The organism is Candidatus Synechococcus calcipolaris G9 (assembly GCF_029582805.1).
Lineage (GTDB): Bacteria > Cyanobacteriota > Cyanobacteriia > Thermosynechococcales > Thermosynechococcaceae > Synechococcus_F > Synechococcus_F calcipolaris.
The window spans coordinates 141685-166183 of sequence record NZ_JAKKUT010000001.1 but is presented as its reverse complement, the minus strand read 5'-3'; the positions used below and the strand labels follow the sequence as shown (position 1 = coordinate 166183).

General features: G+C 52.1%; 23 protein-coding genes. 7 read left to right on the top strand and 16 right to left on the bottom strand.

The window, feature by feature from the left end:
• Nucleotides 1–17 precede the first annotated feature (17 nt).
• The 5 genes from L3556_RS00830 (at nt 18) to L3556_RS00810 (ending at nt 6016) form a co-directional block, all read left to right on the top strand.
• Entirely contained in the window at nt 18–395 is a 378-nt protein-coding gene (locus L3556_RS00830) for a D-Ala-D-Ala carboxypeptidase family metallohydrolase (protein WP_277865406.1), read from the top strand.
• 3 nt (nt 396–398) lie between these two features.
• A complete protein-coding gene (locus tag L3556_RS00825) occupies nt 399–872 on the top strand; it encodes a lysozyme (RefSeq protein WP_277865405.1) in 474 nt (157 codons plus the stop codon).
• Between the two features lie 287 nt (nt 873–1159).
• A complete protein-coding gene (locus L3556_RS00820) occupies nt 1160–3040 on the top strand; it encodes a serine/threonine-protein kinase (RefSeq protein WP_277865404.1) in 1881 nt (626 codons plus the stop codon).
• Between the two features lie 28 nt (nt 3041–3068).
• Nucleotides 3069–3758 carry a DUF4340 domain-containing protein gene (locus L3556_RS00815; protein ID WP_277865403.1) on the top strand — a complete coding sequence of 230 codons (690 nt, stop codon included), beginning with the start codon at nt 3069–3071 and terminating at the stop codon, nt 3756–3758.
• A 44-nt stretch (nt 3759–3802) separates the two neighbouring features.
• The gene (locus tag L3556_RS00810; protein ID WP_277865402.1) at nt 3803–6016 is read left to right on the top strand and encodes a heavy metal translocating P-type ATPase; all 2214 of its coding nucleotides are present in this window, start codon (nt 3803–3805) and stop codon (nt 6014–6016) included.
• A 54-nt stretch (nt 6017–6070) separates the two neighbouring features.
• Here L3556_RS00810 and L3556_RS00805 read toward each other — a convergent pair whose 3' ends face one another.
• The 8 genes from L3556_RS00805 to gcvP form a co-directional block, all read right to left on the bottom strand.
• Nucleotides 6071–6538 carry a TolB family protein gene (locus L3556_RS00805; RefSeq protein ID WP_277865401.1) on the bottom strand — a complete coding sequence of 156 codons (468 nt, stop codon included), beginning with the start codon at nt 6536–6538 and terminating at the stop codon, nt 6071–6073.
• A gap of 43 nt (nt 6539–6581) precedes the next feature.
• Nucleotides 6582–7370, bottom strand: a complete 789-nt coding sequence (gene modA / locus L3556_RS00800; protein ID WP_277865400.1) for a molybdate ABC transporter substrate-binding protein — start codon at nt 7368–7370, stop codon at nt 6582–6584.
• A gap of 45 nt (nt 7371–7415) precedes the next feature.
• Complete coding sequence (gene modB, locus L3556_RS00795; RefSeq protein ID WP_277865399.1) at nt 7416–8132, bottom strand: molybdate ABC transporter permease subunit; 717 nt, start codon at nt 8130–8132, stop codon at nt 7416–7418.
• Nucleotides 8133–8187: 55 nt separating this feature from the next.
• The gene (gene cbiM, locus L3556_RS00790; RefSeq protein ID WP_277865398.1) at nt 8188–8832 is read right to left on the bottom strand and encodes a cobalt transporter CbiM; all 645 of its coding nucleotides are present in this window, start codon (nt 8830–8832) and stop codon (nt 8188–8190) included.
• A gap of 38 nt (nt 8833–8870) precedes the next feature.
• Entirely contained in the window at nt 8871–9440 is a 570-nt protein-coding gene (locus L3556_RS00785) for a carboxypeptidase-like regulatory domain-containing protein (protein WP_277865397.1), read from the bottom strand.
• The gene (locus tag L3556_RS00780; RefSeq protein ID WP_277865396.1) at nt 9437–10219 is read right to left on the bottom strand and encodes a DUF4382 domain-containing protein; all 783 of its coding nucleotides are present in this window, start codon (nt 10217–10219) and stop codon (nt 9437–9439) included. The genes L3556_RS00785 and L3556_RS00780 overlap by 4 nt, the downstream gene beginning before the upstream one ends.
• Before the next feature lie 128 nt (nt 10220–10347).
• Nucleotides 10348–11619 (bottom strand): serine--tRNA ligase, encoded by a 1272-nt coding sequence (gene serS, locus L3556_RS00775; RefSeq protein ID WP_277865395.1) that lies wholly within the window; start codon nt 11617–11619, stop codon nt 10348–10350.
• Nucleotides 11620–11701: 82 nt separating this feature from the next.
• The gene (gene gcvP, locus L3556_RS00770) at nt 11702–14620 is read right to left on the bottom strand and encodes an aminomethyl-transferring glycine dehydrogenase (RefSeq protein ID WP_277865769.1); all 2919 of its coding nucleotides are present in this window, start codon (nt 14618–14620) and stop codon (nt 11702–11704) included.
• Nucleotides 14621–14882: 262 nt separating this feature from the next.
• Here gcvP and L3556_RS00765 point away from each other — a divergent pair, with 262 nt between their 5' ends.
• Nucleotides 14883–15206, top strand: a complete 324-nt coding sequence (locus L3556_RS00765) for a hypothetical protein (protein WP_277865394.1) — start codon at nt 14883–14885, stop codon at nt 15204–15206.
• Entirely contained in the window at nt 15203–16639 is a 1437-nt protein-coding gene (locus tag L3556_RS00760; RefSeq protein ID WP_277865393.1) for an FAD-binding domain-containing protein, read from the top strand. Before L3556_RS00765 ends, L3556_RS00760 begins: the two co-directional genes overlap by 4 nt.
• 11 nt (nt 16640–16650) lie before the next feature.
• Here the strand turns inward: L3556_RS00760 and L3556_RS00755 are convergent, their stop codons facing one another.
• From L3556_RS00755 to L3556_RS00720, 8 genes are all read right to left on the bottom strand, one after another.
• Nucleotides 16651–17604, bottom strand: coding sequence for a PhoH family protein (locus tag L3556_RS00755; protein WP_277865392.1), 954 nt, complete (start codon nt 17602–17604; stop codon nt 16651–16653).
• 9 nt (nt 17605–17613) lie between these two features.
• A complete protein-coding gene (gene rpsU, locus L3556_RS00750) occupies nt 17614–17787 on the bottom strand; it encodes a 30S ribosomal protein S21 (protein ID WP_277865391.1) in 174 nt (57 codons plus the stop codon).
• 4 nt (nt 17788–17791) lie between these two features.
• Nucleotides 17792–18196 carry a KH domain-containing protein gene (locus L3556_RS00745; protein ID WP_277865390.1) on the bottom strand — a complete coding sequence of 135 codons (405 nt, stop codon included), beginning with the start codon at nt 18194–18196 and terminating at the stop codon, nt 17792–17794.
• Nucleotides 18196–18450, bottom strand: coding sequence for a 30S ribosomal protein S16 (gene rpsP / locus L3556_RS00740; protein WP_277865389.1), 255 nt, complete (start codon nt 18448–18450; stop codon nt 18196–18198). The genes L3556_RS00745 and rpsP overlap by 1 nt, the downstream gene beginning before the upstream one ends.
• 97 nt (nt 18451–18547) lie before the next feature.
• On the bottom strand, nt 18548–18826 hold the full coding sequence (locus L3556_RS00735) for a ssl2009 family thylakoid membrane protein (protein WP_277865388.1): 279 nt from the start codon (nt 18824–18826) through the stop codon (nt 18548–18550).
• Nucleotides 18827–18919: 93 nt separating this feature from the next.
• Nucleotides 18920–20407, bottom strand: a complete 1488-nt coding sequence (locus L3556_RS00730; RefSeq protein WP_277865387.1) for a diguanylate cyclase domain-containing protein — start codon at nt 20405–20407, stop codon at nt 18920–18922.
• A 16-nt stretch (nt 20408–20423) separates the two neighbouring features.
• Nucleotides 20424–22865: an MASE1 domain-containing protein gene (locus tag L3556_RS00725; protein WP_277865386.1), complete on the bottom strand. Its 2442-nt coding sequence runs from the start codon at nt 22863–22865 to the stop codon at nt 20424–20426.
• A gap of 54 nt (nt 22866–22919) precedes the next feature.
• Nucleotides 22920–24488 (bottom strand): glycoside hydrolase family 3 N-terminal domain-containing protein, encoded by a 1569-nt coding sequence (locus tag L3556_RS00720; protein ID WP_277865385.1) that lies wholly within the window; start codon nt 24486–24488, stop codon nt 22920–22922.
• Between the last annotated feature and the right edge of the window lie 11 nt (nt 24489–24499).

Here is a 24499-nt window from a genome sequence, read left to right as displayed (position 1 = left end):
CACATCAGGGAATCACAATGAGTTTTTTAAGAACACCGATCATTCCTGGGGGAAATTTCACCTGGGGGGAGGCCCTACACCAAGGGCAACGGATTCCGGCCCAAGTCGTTCATTTTGACAATATCCTGGCGTTGGCCAAGGCGATCCAGCCCTATCGGTCTAGGTCAGGTAAGCCCTGGACGGTGACAAGTTGGTATCGGCCAGAGCCATGGAACAGTCGGGCCGGTGGGGTGAGTAATTCGCACCATCTAACGGGGTTGGCGGTAGATTTTGCGGTGGATATGACGATCGCCCAGGTGAGAACTCTATTGATTGATTGGCCCGGTGGGTTTGGGGTCTATCCAGGGTCAGGCCACTTCCACTTGGATTTAGGGCCCCGGGGCCGCTGGGGCTGACTGATGCTAGATGATGCTGCTGATCTGATTAAGCATTTTGAAGGATTGTCTCTGACGGCCTACCGTTGCCCGGCAGGAATCTGGACTATTGGATGGGGGGCGACGATCGGACAGACGGGCCAGCCGATTCACCCTAACCAAACTGTGAGCCTGGCTGAGGCTAACACCCTATTGCAACGGGATATGGGTATTGCCCAGGACGGGTTAATGAAGCTGGTTCAGGTTTCCCTGAGTGACCTGGAGCGGCAAGCCTTGGTTAGCTTTGTTTTCAATATTGGTCTGGGGGCGTTTGGGCGATCTACGCTGTTGTTTTTGCTCAATCAGGGGCATAAGGCTGAAGCAGCTAAACAGTTTGATCGCTGGGTCTATGCTGATGGGAAGGTATTGGCCGGTTTGGAGCGACGGCGGAAGGCTGAAAAAGCGATGTTTTTAGGGCAAAATTGGAGGGATCAAGGGCTGATTTTAGGCAAACTTTAGGCAAGATTTTTAGGCAGGGCTTGTAACCCTTGCTAGAATAGGGCTTATACTGCTGGCTCAACGGATTCGAGTTCCCTACTCTCCATCGGTTTAGGCTAAAATTTTAGGCAAACTTTAGGCAAGCGATGAAAGGATGGATCAATCAGGCTAATGGGCGGTTGAAATCTGCACTACTCTCCCCCAAAACCTGGTAGTCCCAAAACTGAACCCTACCAACAGCGGATCCCCCCGGGCGTTCGAGGTACTCCGGCCGGCGTGAGCTTTAACGAATCCATTCTCCCCCATCCATGATTTACTGCCTGAATCCTGCCTGTGTCCAACCCCACAATCCGGACAATGCGAAGTTTTGCCTCTCCTGTGGTCTAAAGCTTTGCCTTGGCGATCGCTATCAAGCGGAGAGAATTTTAGGGCGAGGTGGATTTGGGCGCACCCTTTTGGCCCGGGATAGGCAAAAACCCTCCCACCCACCCTGTGTGATTAAGCAGTTGTGTCCTGAGAGTGGCAATATTTCCCCTAAGGCCGCCGAACTTTTTCACCAAGAAGCCCTACGTCTGGAAGAACTTGGCCCCCACCTGCAAATTCCCGATCTCTATGCCTACTGCGATCAGGATGGATGGCAATACATTGTCCAGGAATTTATTGATGGTCTTAATCTGGCCCAGGCCCTAGACCAAGAGGGGCCCTTTTCCCCGGAGGCGATCGCCCAACTATTGGCCAACTTACTGCCGGTGCTGGATTTTGTTCACCAGGGGAACGTGATCCATCGAGACATTAAGCCCGAAAATGTGATTCGCCGCCGTGACGATGGCCTGATTATGCTAGTAGACTTTGGGGCCGCCAAGTACGAGACCGGGGGAACGGGAATGACGGGAACCCGCATTGGCAGTATTGGTTTTACGGCCCCGGAGCAACTTTTGGGCAAGGCCGTCTTTGCCAGTGATCTCTATAGTTTGGGAGCTACCTGCATTTATTTACTCACCGGGGTCTCCCCCTCAGACCTTTATGATCCCCTAGAGGATGGATTTGCTTGGCGGCAAGCCCTACCCAAGAACGTCCGGGTTTCCCCCCGCCTTGGTCAACTCCTGGATCGATTACTGGCCATTTCCCTCAAGTCCCGCTATAGCCATTCCCCCATGGTTCTCAGGGATCTACATCAGTTTTGGTCTCCTTCCCCTGGTGTAGCCACCGCCCCCATCTCTGAACCGTCGGCCCCATCCCCTCAGGTATTTCAGTCCAGTCATGCTCCCTGGTCATTAGTTTGGCGTGGATCCTTAGGTAAACACCCAATCCGTAGCCTGGCCTGGTCACCCCACAATCAATTTTTAGCCTGGGGTAATGATCACGGTCAGGTGGGCCTTTTTCACCTAGAACAGGGCCAAACCCTCTGGCAGGGAACCCATGCTCCCCCCTGGGTCCCGGCGATCGCCATGGAAAAACCGGCCATCGTTCAGCGGCTTGTTTTTAATCCCCAAAGCACCCTACTGGCCAGTGGGGGAACCAATACCATTATTAACTTGTGGGATTGCGCCTCCGGTAAACTCCGCAAGACACTACGGGATCACTACGAGGCCCTGACTGCCCTTACCTTTAGCCCCGATGGTCAACAATTGGTCAGCTATGGGGGCGATCGCCAGATGATGCGTTGGCAGGTAGACAAAAACCAACCCCTAGAGGTGCTTTCCCTAGCGGCGAAGCCCTATCCGGCGGATTTTAGTCCAGACATCGGCCTTTTGGCCTTTTGGGGAGACGATGGGGCGGTTCGTCTGTTTAGTTTAGAGTCGGGTTGCCTATTGGAAGGTTGGAGTTTACCGGATCTGATTGTGGAATCTCTACAATTTTCAGCCACAGGTGAATATCTTCTTGTGATAGCATTATCTGGGAGCAGTCAGCTTTGGCGGGTACGGGATCAAACCATCCTGGGGGAATTTTCTCTCCCTAGCCCATCCACGTTTAGTTTAGATGCCTTTGCCCTCAGCCAGGATAGTCAATGGCTTTTCCGGGGTGATCAACAGGGGCACATTTACCTCTGGTCGTTTGTCCAAAATACCTTGGTTTCAACCTGGCAGAGTGGGGCAACCATTACCAGTCTTGGGTTAAGTTATTGTCAGGGAATGTTGGCTACTGGGCATCAAAACGGGGAACTTTGTTTCTGGCAGCGTCCCCATTAACCTCGGGAACACATATACTTTTCAAGTTATGGGCATTGGCATCCAATCAAAGACCCTCATTCTTCTCTCCACTGCGATCATTCTCGGTGGCGGTCTTTATTTTTTTGAACAGCAACTGCCTCCCCCCGCTTCGGAAGTGACCACCGCCGACGAACTCTTTACCTTTCAGGAGTCCGATGTCATTGGTTTGCGGATTCAAACTAGGGATGGGGTGATCGAACTCCAGCGAGATGATTCGGGAAAGTGGAAAATACTCAAACCCGTTGCCGGTATGGCCGAAGAGGGAGCCGTCGTATTTTTGTTGAATTTATTGGCCACGAGCCGTAGCGATCGCTCCCTGGATGTGCCATCCCAAACCATCTATGAATTTGGCCTCGGTCAGCCCACCGCCACGGTGGATATTACCCTTGCGGATCAGACCCGTCATCGCCTATTCATCGGCAATCGCACCTTTGATCAAGAGAAGGTGTATGCCCAGGTAGATCCTCCTGAAACACTGCTGGAGGAAATGGAGATTGTCTTGGTGTCCACGGACTTACTCAATGCCGTGACCCGCCCCGTCTCCGAATGGCAAAGTCAGCCAACTGTTTCCCCTGACTTGGAGTCAACGCTAGAAAACGACTCTCCTGAACCTGCCGCCACTGGCTCTCCCCCCAGTTCATTAGATGCGCAGGAGCAAGAGGAACTCAATACGGAGCTTGACTCTCCAGTAGACTAGACCCTTTAGGCTGGTTGCAGACCTGAAGGGAAAGCGTCGCAGCCATGGCCCAAGTAACCTTTGAATTAACGGGAATGCACTGTGCCAGTTGTGTGCGTTCCGTGGAGCGGGTGATGGAGCAAACCCCTGGAGTGGCGGCCTACCAGGTGAATTTGGCCAATCGCCAATTGCGGGTCACCTATGATGGCGATCTCATCCATCAACGCCAACTCCAGCAGGCCTTAGATCAGGCGGGTTATGGCGCAACGGAGATCACAGCGGCATCCTCCTCTGAGCAACCGCTGCCAGTGTTTACCCCTAAATTTCTGGTGTGTGCCGTTGCCAGTAGCTTACTTTTTGTGGGTTCCGTACCCATGATGACGGGCCTTGCCCTACCAGCGTCCCTGATGGTTTTCCAGGAGCCTTGGGTACAGTTTGCCCTGACATTGCCGGTGATGGTCTGGGGCGGCAGTGGTTTTTACCACGGGGCGATCGCCGCCTGGAAACGACGCACGGCAACGATGGATACCTTGGTGGCCCTGGGTACGAGTGCGGCCTTTTTATTTTCTGTGGGAATGACTCTTTGGGCTGACCAAGGGGAGCATCCCCACGGGGCCATGCCCCCCCTCTACTACGAAGTGGCGGCCATTGTGATTACCCTCGTCCTATTGGGGCAACAGCTAGAGGCCCGGGCCCGACGACGCACCACGGCGGCCCTGCGGGAGTTAATCGCATTGCAACCGCTGACGGCCCGGGTGATTCGCGATCAGAGAGAAGAGATTGTCCCCCTAGAGCAAATCCAAGTGGGCGATCGCCTGCGGGTGAAGCCAGGGGAAACCATTCCCCTTGATGGCCAAATTGAGCAGGGGCACACCAGTATTGATGAATCCATGATCAGTGGTGAAAGTTTACCCGTGGATAAGGGGCCCGGGGATGAGGTCATTGGCGCAACCCTCAATCAAACGGGCAGTGTGGTCATGGTTGTGACTCGCATTGGTAGCGAGACGGTTCTAGCCCAAATTATTGAACTGGTGGAGTCGGCCCAAGCCTCAAAGCCCCCCATTCAGCAGATCGGTGATCAAATTACCGCCTGGTTTGTGCCTGTGGTTCTGGCGATCGCCCTTCTCACTTTGATCACTTGGCTACTCTTCAGCGGCAATGTGGCCATGGCCATGACTACTAGCGTCAGTGTTTTAATCATTGCCTGTCCCTGCGCCCTCGGATTAGCCACCCCCACCTCGATTATGGTGGCAACCGGCCAAGCAGCTAAACAGGGAATTTTAGTGAAAACCGCCGCCAGTCTCGAATATGCAGCAACTATCCAAACCATTGTCTTTGATAAAACCGGAACCCTAACCCTAGGGGCCCCCAGTGTCACCACCTTTCTCACCCAGTTGCCGGGGGCCCAAGGGGAATTGGAACTGTTAAGACTGGCCGCCAGTGTGGAGCAACAATCGGAACATCCCCTCGCCCAAGCCATTGTCACCTATGCCCAGAACCAAGAGCAGACCTGGCCGCCCGTAGAGCAGTTTCAGGCCATTCCTGGCCATGGGGTCACGGGGACGGTTCAGGATCAACGGATTCAGGTGGGAACCCTCCGCTGGTTGGCCCAATCAGATATCCCCATTGAATCCTGGCGATCGCGGGCCGCAGATTTAGCCGCCCAGGGCCACACCGTGGTAGCGATCGCCCGCAATCAGCAGATCCAGGGTCTTTTTGCCCTAGCGGATACGGTGAAACCCTCCGCCGCCGCTGCGATCCGTACCCTGAAGATCATGGGCATTCAAATTGTCATGCTCACGGGAGATAATGCCACCAGTGCCCAGGCGATCGCCCAGACCCTCGGAATTGATACCGTTATTGCCGAAGTCACCCCCGCCGAAAAAGCGGCCACCATTCAGGACTTGCAGCGGGATGGTCGAGTTGCCTTTGTCGGGGATGGCATTAATGATGCCCCGGCCCTGGCCCAGGCAGATGTGGGCATTGCCATTGGAACCGGCACCGACGTGGCGATCGCCGCCAGTGATTTAACCCTGATGACCGGAGACTTGGGGGGTGTCGTCGCGGCCCTAGGGTTGAGCCGGGCCACCCTGAACAATATTCGTCAGAATCTATTTTTTGCCTTTGTCTACAATACCCTGGGCATCCCCCTGGCAGCGGGCCTGTTTTATCCCCTGGCCGGTTGGCTCCTCAACCCAATCTTTGCTGGGGCCGCCATGGCCTTGAGTTCCATCTCCGTGGTGAGTAATGCCCTGCGGCTCTATCGTTATCGGATTTGATTAAGTCTGATCTAGTCTGACGGTTTTTGCAGGTTATCCCATGCTAGAGATTCATCACTGGCCGCGGTCAAAAATTTCAATATGCCATTGCCCCCGTTCACTACTCTGGTACGCCACAAAACGGCCATCCCCGCTAATGGTGGGGAAACGGGTAATCCCTTGAACCGCCTGGCTGATTAATTGGGGTTGATTGGTTTGGCGATCGTAGACAAAGACATCGGGGCGACCCCGTTCCGTTGAAATATAGGCAATAAACCGGCCATTGGCACTTAGGGAGGGCTGATCTTGGCTGGAGTTTTGGCGATTCAGGTTAGGTAGGGGCAGAAACTGCCGTGTTTCCAGGTCGTAGAGATAAATATTCCGACTTTGCAGGCGATCGCTAGCAAAGGCTAAGTAACGACCATCGGCACTCAGGGAAGGATGTTCGTCCGCCTGTTGGCTATTGATACCGGCTCCTTCAATTACCGGCGGTGGCATAAACCCCTGTAAATCCTGGCAACCTGCTAACACGAGCCAGGCCATGGCCAGAACCCATTTCCTTTTAGACCTCATCCTGACAACCCCTCTAGGGAATAGGGATAAAACCATACTCGGTAAATATCTTTTTGGCCTGCTCATTGCGGAGAAACTGCACATAGGCAGTCGCCGACTCAAGATGGGATGTTTGAGCTACCACCGCCGCTGGATAAATCGCTGGAGAATGCAAGGTTTCGGAAATAGATTCCACGATCGTCACCTGATCCGTCGTATTGGCATCTGTCACCCAGACTAAACCCGCATCCACATTGCCTGTTTCCACATAGCTTAAAACCTGGCGAATATTTTCACCAAAAATGAGTTTGGATTGCACTGCGTCCATCAAATCTAAATTCTTAAAAATCTCTTCAGAGTATCTACCCATCGGAACGGTAGCCGGGTTACCGATCGCAACTCTATTCACCTCAGGCTTCGTTAAGTCCTCCATCCCTGTGATCCGAATTGAATTAGCTTTTTTGGGTATCACTAAAACAATTCTGTTTTCAACAATATTCGCCCGTGTATTCGACACCAGCAGGTTTTGGTTCGCCAAATCATCCATGTCTTTTTGAGAAGCTGAAATAAATACATCAACATCGGCACCCTGTTCAATCTGTTGCCTGAGAAGCCCTGATGCACCAAAATTATAGGTAATATTAATCGGATTATGATTCTCTTGATATATTGGTTTGAGAGCTTCTAAGGGTTCCGTAAGGGCGATCGCCGAGGAGACTGTTAGCTCCGTAGAGGCGATCGGCGGTGTCCGAGTACAACCCACGATCCAAACCAGCGTAATGAGTGGTAGTAAAAACCAGTAGATATATTGTTTGAAGCGCATTATTTAACACTCCTGGAAATAATTTTTATTAGTAATTTAATTTTGTTAGCGATGTTCTCGTTTGGGATGAGACGTTGTTTTCCCTCGGCTTTGGGGATGATGGGATTCTAAAAATCGTACCCACCAAAGCACTAAAAAAGCAAGGATCGTCATAATTAAAACCATTATGTTAGCTAATGTATACTGTTGGGTTTGTACCGCATGGTAAATGGCTAAGGGCATAGTTTGGGTTCGTCCAGGAATATTTCCGGCAATCATTAAGGTTGCTCCAAATTCCCCCAACCCACGGGCCACACTTAAACCAAAGCCAGCGAGAATTCCACGATAGGCCAGGGGAATGGTGACCTGCCAAAGAAGACCGATCTCAGTAGAGCCTAGGGTACGGGCAGCCATTTCCAGTTCCGGATCCACATTTTCAATAGCTGCCCGAGTGGATTCCACCATCAAGGGTAAGGCCACCACTGTTGCGGCGATCGCAGCGGCCTGCCAGGTAAAGAGTAGATCAATGCCCAACCAACTTTGCAGGGGGCTACTGCGTCCTAAACCTAGTAGGAGAAAATAGCCCACAATCACTGGAGGTAACGCCAAGGGTAAGGATAAGACTGTGGAGATCAGAATTTTTCCTGGAAATTGTTTTTTTGCTAGAAAGATTCCTAACCCTAAACCAATCACTAGCAGACAACCACTGGTTACAATGGTGATTTTTACAGATAAAATTAACGCTGGCCAAATTAAGGGAAGGGAATCTCTAAGAGAGGACATTTAGGGACGACATTGTTAAGATGACATTCTAGGGACAATAGGGCACACTAGCATACTAATAGAGTAACTCTGGTTTAACGCGCCCCAGGAAATTAACGATCGCCGCCGTCATCACACCCTCAATAATGACTAGGGGAAGATGGGCCATCACCAGAATAAAAATAGCCAGTTGCTCCGTTTCCCGATCCAATTGGGTGGGCAAAAATCCCAAGAGTAAGCCACTAAATAAACAAACCGCCACCACCACGCCACTGGCTCCCGCTAAAAAGGCCCAGAGCGATCGCCCCCCCGAAAAGGGCCAATGCCGCCCTAACCATCGATAACTGGCAAAGATGTGATAGGCAACTAGGGCCGGTATCCCCAAAATCAAGGTATTCACCCCCACCGTTGTTAATCCACCATGGCCAAACATCACTGCCTGAAGAAAGACACCAATTAAAATAGCTGGCATGGCAGCATACCCCAACAATACCCCCATTAAACCCGGCAGCATGAGATGGACACTGGTGGGGGGAACCGGAATATGGATTAAGGATACGGCAAAAAATGCTGCGGTCAAAAATGCCGTGCGGGGCACCAGTTCACTGGTATCCGTATATTGTCGCTGAAGTTGCTTTAAGGATGCCCAGGTGAGTAATCCCGTGGCACCATACCCAGTTAAACAAACCGAAGGGGGCAAAATACCATCAGGAATATGCATCGTTAGTTTTCGTTAACTCTTACTTAATGTGAGATGCGTTAATTGGGGACTGAGGATTGTTTTTTTGACCAAAAAAAGCAGGCCGTGCCAAAACTTCCCCAAAAAACGGCCCCGACCATAATCCCTAATTGCAACGGTGTGTAGGTTCCTGGCTGTCCCATCTGTTCCACCTGGGAACGTTCTATTGTTAATTCTGGAGCCAATTCCGATGTTGGGTCAGACTGAGGTGACTCCACTAAAATATTCAGGCGACCACCATGGCCCGCCTGACGTACCTGGACTTGCCAATAGCCAGGGCGATCGCCATCGGGTTGAAAGCGAAACCGGCCCTGATCATCGGTCAATCCCTGCATTATGGGCTGGGTGGGCGTATCCGGGGCATAGATCAAGACCTGACCACCGGCCATGGGTTCCCCAGAATCATAGCTGGCTTGAATTTCAATTTCTTGAATGGGTTGGTAGTTCAGCACCACTGCATGGCCGAGAGCCCGGCCCGACCAAACCAAGGGAAGGCCAAAGGTCAATAGCATCAGCCCTAGGGCAGTTACACCCTGGGATAGGGCATTAGACGAACAAGGGAAAGCAACCGATCTAGGGTTCATCGTCATAATCTAGTGGACTCCTCTTGGCAATGACCTTCACCGACATGGCCCAAACTTGCCAATATCTTGTCTAGCTGTGTCCTCTGGGAAGGAGTTAATTTTTCAGCGATCGCGGCGGCATCCAATTCCAGGGGGCGATCGCCACTGAGGGTCACCAGGGTAGAAAAATCTAGGGCAGCGTCATTGAATTCCTTATCCTTCTTTGCATCCCCAAACAGGTGATCAAAATGAAAGGTGATTTCCAGATCAGCCCTATTTTCCGTACTCACCAGGCCTTTGCGCTCATCGCCAATGTATTCCCCACAGACAAAACGCAGAGCCATGGGAAACCCTAGGGAAAAATTCACCACCTCATCCTGCCGCTGGGCCGTTCCCACCAACATCAGGGCACTTCCGGCACTGGGGCCCGCCGTGGGTTCAACTACCTCCCAGGACAGGGCATTGTAATGGCCTGTGGGAGCCATGACCGACTCAATCAGGACGGGGTCAGGGGCAACCATGTCTACCGTTTTTGGGCCAGAAAGTTTAACCTCAGTGGTCGCTTGTAGGGTCTGCCCCGGTTCAAAGGGGGGATTGGTCTGGTAGGTCGTTATGTTATCCAGGGTCACGTAAGCATGATCAAAGTGGAGTTGCCAGCCATCTTTTGTTTCAAACCCTTCGGAAATTCGTTCTTCCCCAGTCACAAAAATATCTAGGGTTCCCTCTGGAGTTCCCTGGCAACCAGCAAGGCCCACAGTGATGGCTAATAGGGGTATGGTTGAACTCAAGAATGATTTGGGGCGCATCGGACACCAAAAAATGATTACTATTTGTCACCCCATTGACGGAGCAACGATCCTAGTAAACCCCGGTTATTTGATTGACGCAATGCACCTAGGGGGGATAGGTCATTAACATCTGTACTATTTTGGATTTAGAGAAATTCCCGGCCCAAGTAGGGTTGTAATACCTCTGGTAAGCGCACTCGCCCCTCCTCTTGATAATTTTCCAAAATAGCCGCCATGGTTCGTCCCACTGCTAAGGCGGAGCCGTTTAAGGTGTGGACAAATTGGGTTCCTTTTTGCTTTGCTTCCTTTGTCCGAATCTTGGCTCGACGGGCTTGAAAATCCCCAAAATTAGAGCAACTGGAGATTTCCCGATAGCAACCTGCGGCTGGTAGCCACACTTCGAGGTCATAACATTTTGCCGCTGAAAATCCTAAGTCGCCGGTACAAAGCTCGATGACGCGGTAGGGCAAACCCAGGGCCTCTAAAATAGCTGCTGCATCCGCCACTAGGGCTTCGTGTTCTTGGGCTGAGGTTTCTGGTGGGACAAATTTCACCAGTTCCACCTTACTAAATTGATGCAGACGGATGAGACCACGGGTATCCCGTCCATAACTGCCCGCCTCTCGCCGAAAACAAGGGGTATAGGCACAGTGGTAAATGGGCAGTTGCTCCCCAGGAATAATTTCATCCCGGTAAAGATTGGTAACGGGAACTTCGGCGGTGGGAATAAGCCAGAGATCATCCTCCGCACAGCGAAAACTTTCTTCCGCAAATTTGGGAAGTTGACCCGTTCCCGTGAGGGCGGCCGTATTCACTAAAAGGGGGGGCAGCACCTCAATATATCCCTGGGCGGTGTGGCGATCCAGCATGAATTGAATCAAGGCCCGCTCTAGGGCAGCACCGGCCCCCACTAGGGTGACAAATCGACTTTGGGCAACCTTTACAGATCGAGCCACATCCAAAATGCCCAACTTCTCGGCAATCTGCCAATGGGGTAGGCGATCGCCCCCGGCAATGAGATCATCCCCCCAACGCCGCACCTCAACATTATCCTGCTCATCCTTGCCAATGGGTGTGGTGTCACTGGGCAAGTTGGGAATGGTCAGAAGCAACTGGTCTAACTGGCTCTTGAGTTCCCGTTCCTGGGGTTCCAGTTGGCTCAGACGCCCCTTGAGTTCACTGGCCTCGTCTTTTAGTGCCTTAACCTCGGCGGATTTTGGGGATACCCCGGATTTGATTTTTGCCCCCACGAAGCCACCAATGGTATTGCTACGGGCCTGTAGTTGCGATCGCTCCTGTTCAAGTTGCCGTTGTTGGCGATCCAATTCCAAAATGGGTTCGAGGTCATAGTCCCCTCGTCGCTCCAGACGATTGCGAAAGGCCTCTGGATCATCACGGAGTAGCTTGATATCGATCACGGTGGGACAGGTGGTAAGGACTGGTGATCATCCTACCAAGAAGGGAGGCTTAGGGAGTGAGTGACCTGAGAATTTATAGCCATTAAGTTGTTGACTGTTCGCTGTAGGCTTCTACCGGTAAGCAGGTACAGACTAAATTGCGATCGCCATGGGCATTATCAATCCGGGCAACGGCGGGCCAAAACTTAAAATCCTGAGTTGATTGACTGGGATAGGCCGCTATGGAACGGGGATAGCTATGGGGCCAATGATCCGCAGTGACGGCTAGGGCTGGATGGGGGGCCTGCTTGAGGGGATTATCCCGGCGATCGCTCGTACCATTTTCAATGGCGGCAATTTCAGCCCGAATGGAAATCATCGCCTCACAGAAGCGATCCAACTCCGCCTTGGTTTCACTTTCCGTCGGTTCAATCATCATTGTTCCCGCTACGGGCCAGGAAATCGTTGGGGCATGGAAACCATAATCCATTAGTCGCTTGGCAACATCTTCCACCTCAATGCCGGCGGTCTTTTTCAGGGGGCGTAGATCCAAAATACATTCATGGGCCACTAAGCCCTGGTGATCTTTGTATAGGACAGGGTAGTAGGGCTGCAACCGCTGGGCAATATAGTTGGCATTGAGAATAGCAACCTGGGTAGCTAGACGTAACCCCGCGCCTCCCATCATCGTGATGTACATCCAGGAAATGGGCAAAATACTGGCACTGCCCCAGGGGGCCGCCGTGACCGGGCCAATACTGGTGCGGTGATCTTCTAGGGGATGACTGGGCAAAAAGGGGACTAAATGGGCCTTCACGCCAATGGGCCCCACCCCCGGTCCACCCCCACCATGGGGAATACAGAAGGTTTTATGGAGATTCAAATGACACACATCCGCGCCAAACTCACCGGGGCGGCATAATCCCACCTGGGCATTCATATTTGCCCCATCCATATAGACTTGACCACCCTGATCATGGATGATTTGGCAGATCTCCCGGATTCCGGCTTCAAAGACACCGTGGGTCGAGGGATAGGTGATCATCAGGGCCGCTAGGCGATCGCCGGCCGCTTCAGCTTTTTGTTTCAGGTCGGTTTGATCAATATTGCCCTGGGCATCGCAATTCACCGTGACAACCTCCATGCCGGCCATGACTGCGCTGGCGGGATTGGTGCCATGGGCTGAGGTGGGAATTAGACAAAGGCTGCGTTGGCGATCGCCCCGTTCCTGGTGGTAGCGGCGAATGACTAACAGGCCGGCATACTCCCCCTGGGAACCAGCATTGGGCTGGAGAGAGACCCCGGCAAACCCGGTAATTTCCGCCAGCATTCCCTCCAGGGAGTGAAACAGCGTTTGATAGCCTTGGGCCTGATCCAGGGGGGCAAAGGGGTGAATTTGGCTGAACTCGGGCCAACTGACGGGGATCATTTCTGCCGTAGCATTCAGCTTCATCGTGCAGGATCCCAGCGGAATCATCGAAGTGGTTAGGGATAGATCCTTAGCCTGGAGACGGTGGATATAGCGCAGGAGACCGTGCTCAGAATGGTAGGTATTAAAAACGGGTTGGTTCAGATAGGGACTGGTTCGGGTGAGGGTGGGTGGGATGCGCTTGGGGACGGTACCATTCCCAGAGGCAGTCATTGTCAGGGGGTGGCAATTTAGGGGGTCTTGTGACTCCCGTTGCTCAATGGGGGTAAATAATCCCAGCAGATCCCGAATATCCGTTTCCGTGGTGGTTTCGTCTAAACTAATGCCCACCCACGTCCCATCGCCATAGCGTAAATTAATCTGGGCGATCGCCGCCCGCTCCTTGAGAATATCGAGGGGCAAAGTACCCAGGGAAACCCAGAGGGTATCAAAAAAGTGATCGTGCTTGAGAGAATAGCCCAACTGTTCCAAGCCCTGGGCTAATTGGTTCGTCAGATCATAGACCCCCTGCGCGATCGCCCGCAGACCGTGGGGACCGTGGTATACCGCGTACATACTGGCCATGACTGCCAGCAGAACCTGGGCCGTACAGATATTACTCGTAGCCTTTTCCCGGCGAATATGTTGCTCCCGGGTTTGCAGTGCTAAACGCAGGGCCCGTTGACCCATGGCATCCTTGGACACCCCCACCAAGCGACCGGGTAAATTCCGTTTATAGGCTGCACGGGTGGCAACAAAGGCCGCATGGGGGCCTCCATAACCCAAGGGAACCCCCAACCGTTGACTACTACCCACCGCAATATCTGCCCCCAGTTCTCCAGGGGGGGCTAGTAGGGTCAAGGCTAATAGATCCGTGGCCATGGTCACCAGGAGGCCCTGCTGATGGGCCCACTCAATCAGATGGCGATGGTCAATGAGGGCCCCATCGGTGGCCGGATACTGCAAGAGCAGACCAAAGACCAGGGGGGATTCCGTGGGTGGATCTTCTGGATCAATCACCTGGATGTCAATGCCGAGGGGATTAGCCCGGGTACGCAGCACCCCTAGGGTTTGGGGATGACAATTGGCGGCCACTAAAAAACAATTTGCCTGGGAATTTTTACAGAGATTGAGGCTCATGGTCATGGCTTCCGCCGCTGCGGTGGCCTCATCCAATAGGGAGGCATTGGCAATGTCCAGGCCCGTCAACTCACAGACAAGGGTTTGGAAATTTAAGAGTGCTTCTAAACGACCCTGGGCAATTTCCGCTTGGTAGGGGGTGTATTGGGTATACCAGCCGGGATTTTCGAGAATATTGCGTTGAATCACCGCCGGCGTAATAGAGTTGGCATAGCCCATGCCGATAAAACTACGCCACACTTGGTTTTTGCTGGCGATCGCCCGTAATGTTTCAAGGGCTTCGGTTTCGCTCTTGGCCGTTGATAGGGCCAGGGAATCGGCACTGCGAATTGCCGCCGGAATCACCTGATCGGTGAAGGTCTCTAAATCGGTTGCACCCAAGGCCTCTAGCATCTCGGCAATGTCTTGGGCATTGGGGCCAATGTGGCGATCGCTAAAATGAGCCAGTGTATGACTTGGATGAGAACCATTCATCTCAAGAGGGCTGGGAATGGAAAGGGTTGGGGCAACGGAAGGGTGCATATTTATATAGATACAAAATAAAAAGGCGGATATTGTTTACTAATCTTAACGATTTTTGAGCCGATGGCCACTTGCCTATGCAATTTTCCGAAAACGAGCCTTTTACGAACCCTGCGGCAGTCAGTTGGGCGGTTTTTGATCTGCCACCATTGATCTGCGAGAATAAAATAATCGACTGAATGTATACAATCCCGCAGTTTCAGGTTAATTTTCTATGAAATCTCTTTTTGCCGTTCCTCTTTTTGTCATGGCCCCCCTATTTAGCTTGGCCGTTGGGGGTATCGCCCCTGCCCTAGCTGAAAGTTACCCCCCCGAAGCAGTAGAAAGCTTTATCACCGACTGTACCCAAAAATTTCAGCAAAAGGCCCCCCCAGGTTTTAGTAATCGCGGCACCAGTTTTTGTACCTGCATGATCCAAGGCATTCAGGATCAAATGAGCTTTGCTGAGTTTCAGCAGCTAGGGGATGCCCCGGATAACTCGACATTACAGCCCATTGAGCGGGCATGTATGGCAAAAATGTTTTCGTTCAAACAATGACCTCGCCTCCCCTTCGTTTATTTTGGCATCGCCGCGATCTGCGGATTAACGATAATACTGGTTTGAGCCAGGCTTGCTCCCACACCCCGCGAGTTGTGGGTGTATTTTGCTTGGATCCAGCTATTTTGAGTCGGGATGATATGGCTCCAGTGCGGATTCACTATATGATCGGCTCTCTTCAGGAATTACAACGATCCTATGAACACTTGGGGGGGACTTTGCTGATTGTTCAGGGAAGCCCAATTCAACTCATTCCTGCCCTTGCCCAGGCCCTGAACGTAGAAGCGGTTCACTGGCACCATGATGTGGAAGTCTATGCCAAGGAGCGCGATCGCCAGGTGGTGAATCATCTCCAAGCTAGGGGCATTAAGGTGGAAACCTGCTGGGATCAATTAATGCACAGCCCCGATCAGGTCTACACCCAACAGGACACCCCCTACACCGTCTATAGTCCCTTTTGGCGAAAATGGGTCTCCCTGGACAAGCCGGCCCCGGTCTCTGCCCCCACCCATTTGCTGGGATTAACCGCCGATGAGTTAGAGCAGGTCAAGCAATTGGGGGCGATCGCCCTCCCCACCGCCAAGGATCTAGGATTTCATTGGGATGGGCCCTTCGTTTTGGAACCCGGGGAACGGGCAGCAAAAAACCAGTTAGATGGGTTTACTGCTCAAGCCATTTACGACTACGGCGAAGCCCGCAACTATCCTGGCCAGCCGGGAACGGCCCTGCTGAGTCCCGCCCTTAAATTTGGCGTGGTGGGGATCCGTCAGATTTGGGCCGCCAGTGAGCAGGCCATGGCTGCTTGCAATAGTGACGAAGCCCGCGCCAGTGTGCAAACCTGGCAAAAGGAACTGGCTTGGCGTGAATTTTATCAGCACGTCATGTATTGGTTTCCCGAACTAGAGGCTGGGCCCTACCGCAGCGGCTTTGCCACCTTTCCCTGGGAAAATCGCCTAGATTACTTTGAAGCTTGGTGTCAGGGGCAAACGGGCTACCCGATTGTGGATGCGGCCATGCGCCAACTGAATGAAACGGGCTGGATGCATAATCGCTGTCGTATGATTGTGGCCAGTTTTTTAACCAAAGACCTAGTGATTCAACCCCAATGGGGCGAAAAATACTTCATGCAACATCTGATTGATGGGGATGTCTCCTCGAATAATGGGGGGTGGCAGTGGAGTGCCTCCAGTGGTATGGACCCCAAGCCTTTACGGATTTTTAATCCGGCAAGTCAAGCCCAAAAGTTTGATGGGGAAGGAGAGTACATTCGCCAATGGCTACCGGAGTTGCGGGGAATTGATACCGCCGATCTCTTGACAGGGCAAATCCCCCCCCTCGATCGCCAACGCTGTGACTATCCGGCGGCGATCGTCGATCATCGTGTCCAGCAGCAGCATTTCAAAGCGCTCTACCAGCGGCACTTTAAGGGTTAATTATTTGAGGGTTAATTCCCATAACGCTCGTAGGCATCAATAATCTTTTCCACGAGAGGATGGCGAATCACATCCCCCTTCGTTAGGTAGCAAAAGGCAATTCCATCCACGTCGGCGAGAATTTTTGCTGCCACGGTTAAGCCGGATGACTGATGCTGGGGCAAATCCGTTTGGGTCACATCCCCGGTCACCACTAAGCAGGAGTTAAAGCCAATGCGGGTTAACACCATTTTCATCTGGGCCGGAGTTGTGTTCTGGGCTTCATCTAAAATCACAAAGGCATTATTGAGGGTACGCCCCCGCATGTAGGCCAGGGGGGCAACTTCAATCACACCCCGTTCCATTAAGTTACTAATTTTTTCCGGTTCCACTAATTCATAGAGGGCATCGTAGAGGGGCCGCAGGTAGGGATCAATCTTTTGCTGAAGGTCTCCCGGTAAAAAGCCCAAACGCTCTCCCGCTTCCACGGCGGGTCGGGTTAAAATCAAACGCTCATATTTTCCCGCCAATAGGGTCTGTACCGCTAACACCGTGGCTAAAAAGGTTTTTCCGGTTCCCGCCGGGCCAATCCCAAAGGTTAAGGTGTAGTGACGAATGGCTTGAATATATTTCCGCTGCCGAAATGTTTTTGCCCGAATTACATCCCCCCGGCGCGTCCGCACTAAAACATCTTGCTGGAGATCCTTTAGGGCATCCTGCTGCTGGGTATCAATGGCATGGCGAACGGTGAGAATATCAACCCCAGAAATGGGGCGACCATCCCGCCACAGGGTTCCCAGATCCTGGATAACTTTTTCGCAGAGTTTGATCTGGTTAGAGGTACCGGAAATGTAGAGATCCTGACCCCGTAAAACAAGTTTCGCCCCAGTCTGAGCGGCAAATATAGCTAAGTTAGCTTCTTGTTCTCCGGCCAGGGCGATCGCATTTTCGGTGCTGCTTAAATCAATTGTTAAGGATTCTGTCATAGGCAACGCCTAACGGTTGCGTTTACGGGCGGCCTCCTGTTTCCGTTTCCGTCTTAGGCTGGGTTTTTCGTAACGTTCCCGCCGTTTGACTTCTGATAAGATACCCGCTTTTTGGATTTTTTTCTTAAATCGACGCAGGGCCGACTCAATGGTTTCATTTTCACCTAAACGCACTTCAGACACGCGATTAACTTTGCCTCCTTGGATGGGAATTAGATGGACGGGATGGACGACGCGGTCGCCGAGACGAACGGTCAGTATCATTTATTCTAGAGTCACTGCGTTGATCTCGCTCACCATAAATATCAAGGTGAATGGAATGGCCCGCAGATTGGGCAGCCGCCGTTACCACGGTGCGTACAGCTTGGATATTTCGGCCATGGCGGCCAAAGACTCTCCCCTTATCTTCGCCGTCAAAGGCGACACGAATCCAGAGCCGGGCCGTCGCTGGGGACTGCTCAGTATGGAGCCGCAGAGATTGGGGGGCCTCCATAAATGGCTCTAGGAGATAACGCACCAACGCGGCATAATCTGGCACTACATAACCTGTTGCCGAAGGATCTGAGCTTTCTAGGGATGAACCAGTCACCATTAGGATGAAGCCTTCACCTGCTCAAAAAGATTGGCCTTTTCAAAGATGCGCCGCACGGTTTCCGTGGGTTGGGCCCCTTGCTGTAGCCGCTGCACAATGGCATCCACCTTGAGGCGGGTTTCATCCCGAATTGGATCATAGAAGCCGAGTTCTTCAAGGGCACGACCATCACGGCGATCGCGACTGTTCATGGCAACGATTCTATAGGTAGCGTTACGCTTTTTCCCGTAGCGTTTGAGTCTGAGTTTAATCATTCTGACCGGCAACGACTCCAATATTTTTTCTGCAATACTCCATCTTACAGGATCATAGGAGAGACGTAAAGACCCCGATCCTCAGGTTTGCTTACTCTTAGGTTTGCTCACTGCTGAGTCGTTGCTGAAGATCATCCACCGCTTCGTTGATCTGGGCAATTTTGGACTCTAGCTCAATCCGAATATCTTCCATGGCGGATTCATCATTACCATTGAGGGTGTCCGTTGCGTTTTTTTTGCCCTTCAGTGCCAAGGATTCACCGCCCGACTCTGATAATTTCTGAACAATCAAAATACTGGCTAAGGATCCCACTACGCCCCCAAAAATAGCCCCAGCAATAAAGCCAACTCCAAAGCGATCGCCACGATTATCCATAGTTCGGTAAAGCCAACAATATAGCGTCTAAACCGGCCCATCACAGTGATTGGCCGCCCGTTCTGCTCTAGCTTAACAGAGATTTGCGATAGTTTAATTCGTCGAAGAAGCGACAATGTAACGGTTTCGTCCCCCATCTTTGGCTTGGTAGAGGGCCTCGTCCGCCCGGCCAATCAATAGGTTAGAATTCCTATCCGTATCAGGAATCAGGGTGGCAATGCCCAAGCTGACCGTGATCATTTCACTAATTGGGGACTGCTTGTGGGGGATGGCCAGTTCGGCAATAAGGGACTGAACGTCTTCTGCCACCTTAATGGCTCCCTCGCTATCGGTAGCAGGCAAAAGGATGACAAATTCTTCTCCGCCAAAACGGGCAACCATATCTGCCGGCCGCTTCACTGTCTGGGCGATCGCCTGGGCAATTAACCTTAAAGAGTCATCTCCGGCTAAGTGGCCATAGAAATCGTTGTAGGCCTTAAAGGCATCAATATCCAATATGATCAGCGATAGGGGCTGCTGCTCACGGCTGAGGCGCAACCATTCTGCTTGAATGCGTTGATCAAAACAGCGGCGGTTTGCAATTTGGGTGAGTCCATCCAGATTGGCTAGTTCTTCTAGTTTTTGGTTAGCCTGTTGGAGTTTAACTTCAATGGACTTGCGATCGGTAATATCTTGGAGCGTCACCGCAAACCCATCCCCTAATTTAACGGCAGTGAGGTGATACCAAAAGGTGTCCTGTCCCTGTAAGCAAAGATCCTGGGCGATCGGCTCTCCGGTTTCCACCACCGCCACGAACTGCTCAAAGAGATCAATCTCAAACTGATGCAAAAACCGCTTAAAACCCATTTTGCCCACCAGTTCTTCGCGATCGCGGTTGAGGGCCCGGGCAATGACTGGGTTCACTACTAAGCAGCGAAAATCCTCAATATTCCCGGTGGCAGGTCTGCGTACCGCCTGCATGGCGGCAATCCCGTTCAAAGAGGAATTCAACACACTGGCCAGTAAGGAGCGGGATTGGTAGAGAACTTCCTCGGCTTCCCGCCGTTTTTTGACTTCTTCGTGCAGTTGCCTTTGCTGCCGTTGAATTGTGAGGGGCCCTTCAATACGAGCGACCACCTCTTCCACCTGAAAGGGTTTCGTAATATAGTCAATTCCACCGCAGGAGAAGGCTTTGACCTTATCCAACACGTCATCTAGGGCACTGATAAAAATCACTGGAATATGTTGCAATTCCGGCTCGGCTTTTAAGGCTTCGCAGACTTGATACCCATCCATTTCTGGCATTTTAATATCAAGCAAGATAATATCTGGCTGTTTCACCCGGACGGTTTTCAGGGCCATTTTGCCACTGGTGACACTGCGTACTGTATAACCGAGACGAATTAAAATATCGCCGAGTAACTGGAGATTTTCAGGAATATCATCCACGAGCAGGATGGTTCCCTTACCGGTGTATGGGGCGGCATCGGCGGTCATGGAAAATCCAAAATCAGGAGATTTAAGTACAATGTCTTTTTGTGGGGCAGGGTTGGTACTCAGCACAATACTATTATCACTATTATTCTGTAATTTAATAGTCATACCATGAACCCCAAAATTAACTCATCAGTGGTTCTACTAGGTTAACAAGGGTTTCAAATTGAAACTGCCGAGTTAGGGTTTTTAGGGAAGCCTGTAAATGTTGATGGGAGGGGGGAATTGCATCCACGAGGTCAGTTGCCGCTTGGCCGTTCGCTTCTAGGGCCGCTTCAAAAAATGAATTGAGCCAGTCTTGGGGTAATCCGGCCAACTGCTCAGAGGATTCTAGGGTTTGGGCCTCCATTTGCGGGGCAGGGGTAGAGCTATCTTCGTAGATATAGGTTACGCCTAGGTGTTTTGTCAGGGCATCAAAAATAGTGTGTTCGGCAAAGGGTTTGCGGAGAAAGTCATCACAACCCGCGGAGAGAATGACGGCCCGCTCTTCTTCCAGGACACTAGCGGTGAGGGCAATGACAGCGGTGGCCATGCCTTTGGTTGTAGATTTAATAAATTTAGTGGCTTCGTAGCCGTCCATGACGGGCATCCGCATATCCATCCAAATCAGGTGGGGATCCCATTCTTCCCAGCGGGCGATCGCCTCGCGACCATTGGCGGCTTCTTGCACCTCAAAGCCTAGGGGCGTTAATAATTTGATCATGAGTTGACGATTCACGTCCTTATCATCCACGACCAAAATGCGATAGGTGGGCTGCCCCGCAGCTAGGGCCTTGACCTGTTGTTTCCCAGAGTCACTATCGATGAGGGTTCCCGTGCCGATTTGCACCGGAATATGGAAGGAAAAACGGGTTCCCTGGCCCAGGGTGCTTTCAACCTGAATCTCGCCCCCCATCAGTTGAATAAATTTGCGGCTAATACTAAGTCCCAGGCCAGTACCTTCCTGCTTTTCCCGCCCCGCTTGTCCCTGGGTAAATGGATCAAATAAATGCTCTAATTCCTTGGCTCCAATGCCTAGTCCCGTATCTCCAACGACGATATTCAATTGCCAGGTTTCCGGGTCATTGGTGGGTTGATGGTCAACGGTAAGCCAGACGCGCCCAGCGCTGGTAAATTTAATCCCATTACTCAGTAAGTTAATCAATATTTGGCGCAGTTTCATTTCGTCGGTGTAGATGTACCGTGGCAGGTCATCACTCCACTCAAAAATCAAGTCTAGGCCGGCACTGGAGGCACGCAGATGCAGCATATCTTCCAAGTCTTCGAGGAGACGCACCAGATCAAAGCTATGGGGATTAAGGGTAGCTTTATTAGCTTCGAGTTTGGATAGATCCAGAATGTTATTAATTAAGGTTAAAAGATAGTCACCACTGCGATAGATGATCCCGGCATTTTCGTACTGATCTGGGGGTAACTCACGGCTGCGGAGCATGAGTTGGGAAAAGCCAAGAACCGCATTCAGGGGCGATCGCAATTCGTGACTCATGTTGGCAATAAAGGCACTTTTGGCTTGGTTTGCCGCCTCTGCTTTGGTGGCGAGTTCCTGGGCCCGGGCTTCACTGGCTTGGAGGGCACTGGTGCGATCGAGGACGCGCTGCTCTAGTTCGCTGTTGAGTTGATTGAGTTGTTGTTGGGCCCGTTCGTTTTCTGCCACAATTCCCAAGACCACTAGCACTGTTACGGCCATCACCCCAATAAATAACTGAAATAGGAGTAGGGATTCGCTCTCTTGAAAAACTCGATAAAAGGTTCCCAGTTTGTAGGCGGTGCAGATGGCGGCACTGGTGGCAACAATGGCCACGAGTAGGGTCGTCAGTTGGGCGGAAAAGCGAAAGGCACACCAGAGCAGGGGGGGAAATAGGAGGTAATCTACGGGTTGACTCAAGCCAAAGGCCCCTAATCCAATCGCCCCTAAGCTGGCCAAAATAATAACGAATTCCTGGGGTCGTTTTGGTGTTAACAGAGAATATCGGATAGAGTCGAATTTCTTGGCGGGGGCGCACCAGGTAAAAAATACTGGGGCAATCACTAAGACGCCGATGCTGTCGCCAATCCACCAGTTGGCTAAAAATCCTAGAAATTGTTCCCTGGGTAGTTGCTCGGTAATGAAAATTAAAGTGACCCCCACGAGGGACTGAATCAGAGTGCCGCTAAAAAGGGAGCAAAGGGTAAAAAGTACGACATTCCTAACCCTTTCAAAGGGATGAGCTTTACCAATCCACTGATTCATGGCGGAAACAGTGAGGACGACTCCCACAGTTACGGCTAGGGTACCAATGGTGGCGGCCCAAGCGGGATCGTCCTTGACCAAAAAGTTAACGATCGCCGCCCCTAGAAAAACCCCAAACCAGCGTCGTCTGCCCCAGGCCAAGAGTCCGCCGACGGTGATCCCTGCCCCGGGCCACACTGGGGAGCCATAGGTGGCTTCTAAAATGGGCAACCGCTTGAGTACAAGCCAACAAAATAGGGTATAGAGCAGGGCGATCGTGCCAATCTCTAACCACCAGCGGCGACGATTGAGTTGGAAGCCATAGGGGTAAAGTTTTTTCCAGTTGAACTGGGCCATGGGTTTAGGGGGTAGCGGTGGCTGAATGTTTCATTCTACTCAAGACCATTTTGATTATTTTATAAATGACATCGATGACATAAATGAGAATATTTCTTCCTGGGCTGCGGCATCTTGGCTATAGCTAAATAAACAGGGACTTTCCGGCGACAGTTGGGCCGAAAGCTCCTGGAAAATATAGGGACTGCCATAGACAATCAGGCCAGCGATCGCCCTGTTTTTGAGGTAGTGGGAAATGACTTCCCGGGCCGTTACATTGAGACCAGCAGACCCCCGAAAGGGATTACCGCGACTAAATATCTGGATCAGGGTGGGGGGGGTGGGTAAGTGAGCAATTGCCGGTGAGGGCATCCGTTGATCAATGATCAGTTCCTTGGTGTGTCCCAACTTCGGTGGAATCTGGAGGGCCGGTGCTTGGCGATTTAAAAAGGGGCAGTTGAGGATGTTATCCACAATAATGCAGTTTAGACCCGATGCTACCGGCTCTAGGGGAATCTGTACCATGGACTCCTGGGTAATGGCTTGGGCGGTCTGGACGGCGGCCGGTTGATGCAGATCCCTCAGGGAAACGGGGGGGGATTGAACGAACACCCGTTCCTTGGCCTGGAAAATTCGCTCTACGGATCGTTGAATGCGTTCCCGACTAACACGCCCGGTTTCTACCGCCGCCACAATGGCCGCGATCGCTCCAGCGGGATCCCCAGGCATGAGTAAAATATCGGCCCCCGCCTCTAGGGCTAACAGGGGAGCTTCATTCACGCCATAGCGATGGGCGATCGCCCCCATGACCAGGGCATCGGTGACAATCAGTTTTTCAAAGCCCAATTCTTGACGCAATATCTCCGTTAAGATTGGCTCGGAAAGGGTTGCCGGAACATCCTTGTCTAGGGCAGGGAGGAGTAAATGGGCCGTCATCACGGCATCAACATCGGCGGCGATCGCAGCGGCAAAGGGTGGCCACTCGAGTTTTTCGAGGCGATCGCGGGGATGACTCAGTACCGGCAACTCTAAATGGGAGTCGGTTTGGGTATCTCCATGGCCCGGAAAATGCTTGGCCGCCGTCAGTACAGGATAGGGTCGGGTTCCGGCAATGAAGGCCATGGCCAATTGGGCTACGATCTCCGGGCGATCGCTGAAGGCACGGACATTAATGACCGGATTTTGGGGATTATTATTGACATCCACCACCGGCCCTAAAATCCAATTCAATCCCAGGGCGATCGCCTCCTGGGCCGTGGCAGCACCCATGGCGGTGGCCAGTTCCTTGGCCCGTTCTAAATCCTTTTGGGCAATCGAACCCAGGGCCCCCAACGGTGGAAACTGAGTTGCACCGACAAACCGTTGCCCCACCCCTTCCTCTATATCCGCAGCAATGAGTAGGGGAATGGGGGCCCAGGACTGAAGTTCCTGGCAGCGATAGGCCAGTTCGGCGGCACTTCCCCCCAAGAGAATGACACCCCCCACCCCAAAATCCTGGATCAACCCCCGTAGGGTGGCTTGGTTTGGCTCCCAGTCTGGATATTGAATTTGGTGATCGAACAGATAGCCACTGGCGCGAACAACGATCATTTGGGCCACCAATTGGGCCAGGGAGAGGCGATCGGGATGAGGTAAACCAGTCATAGACAACCACA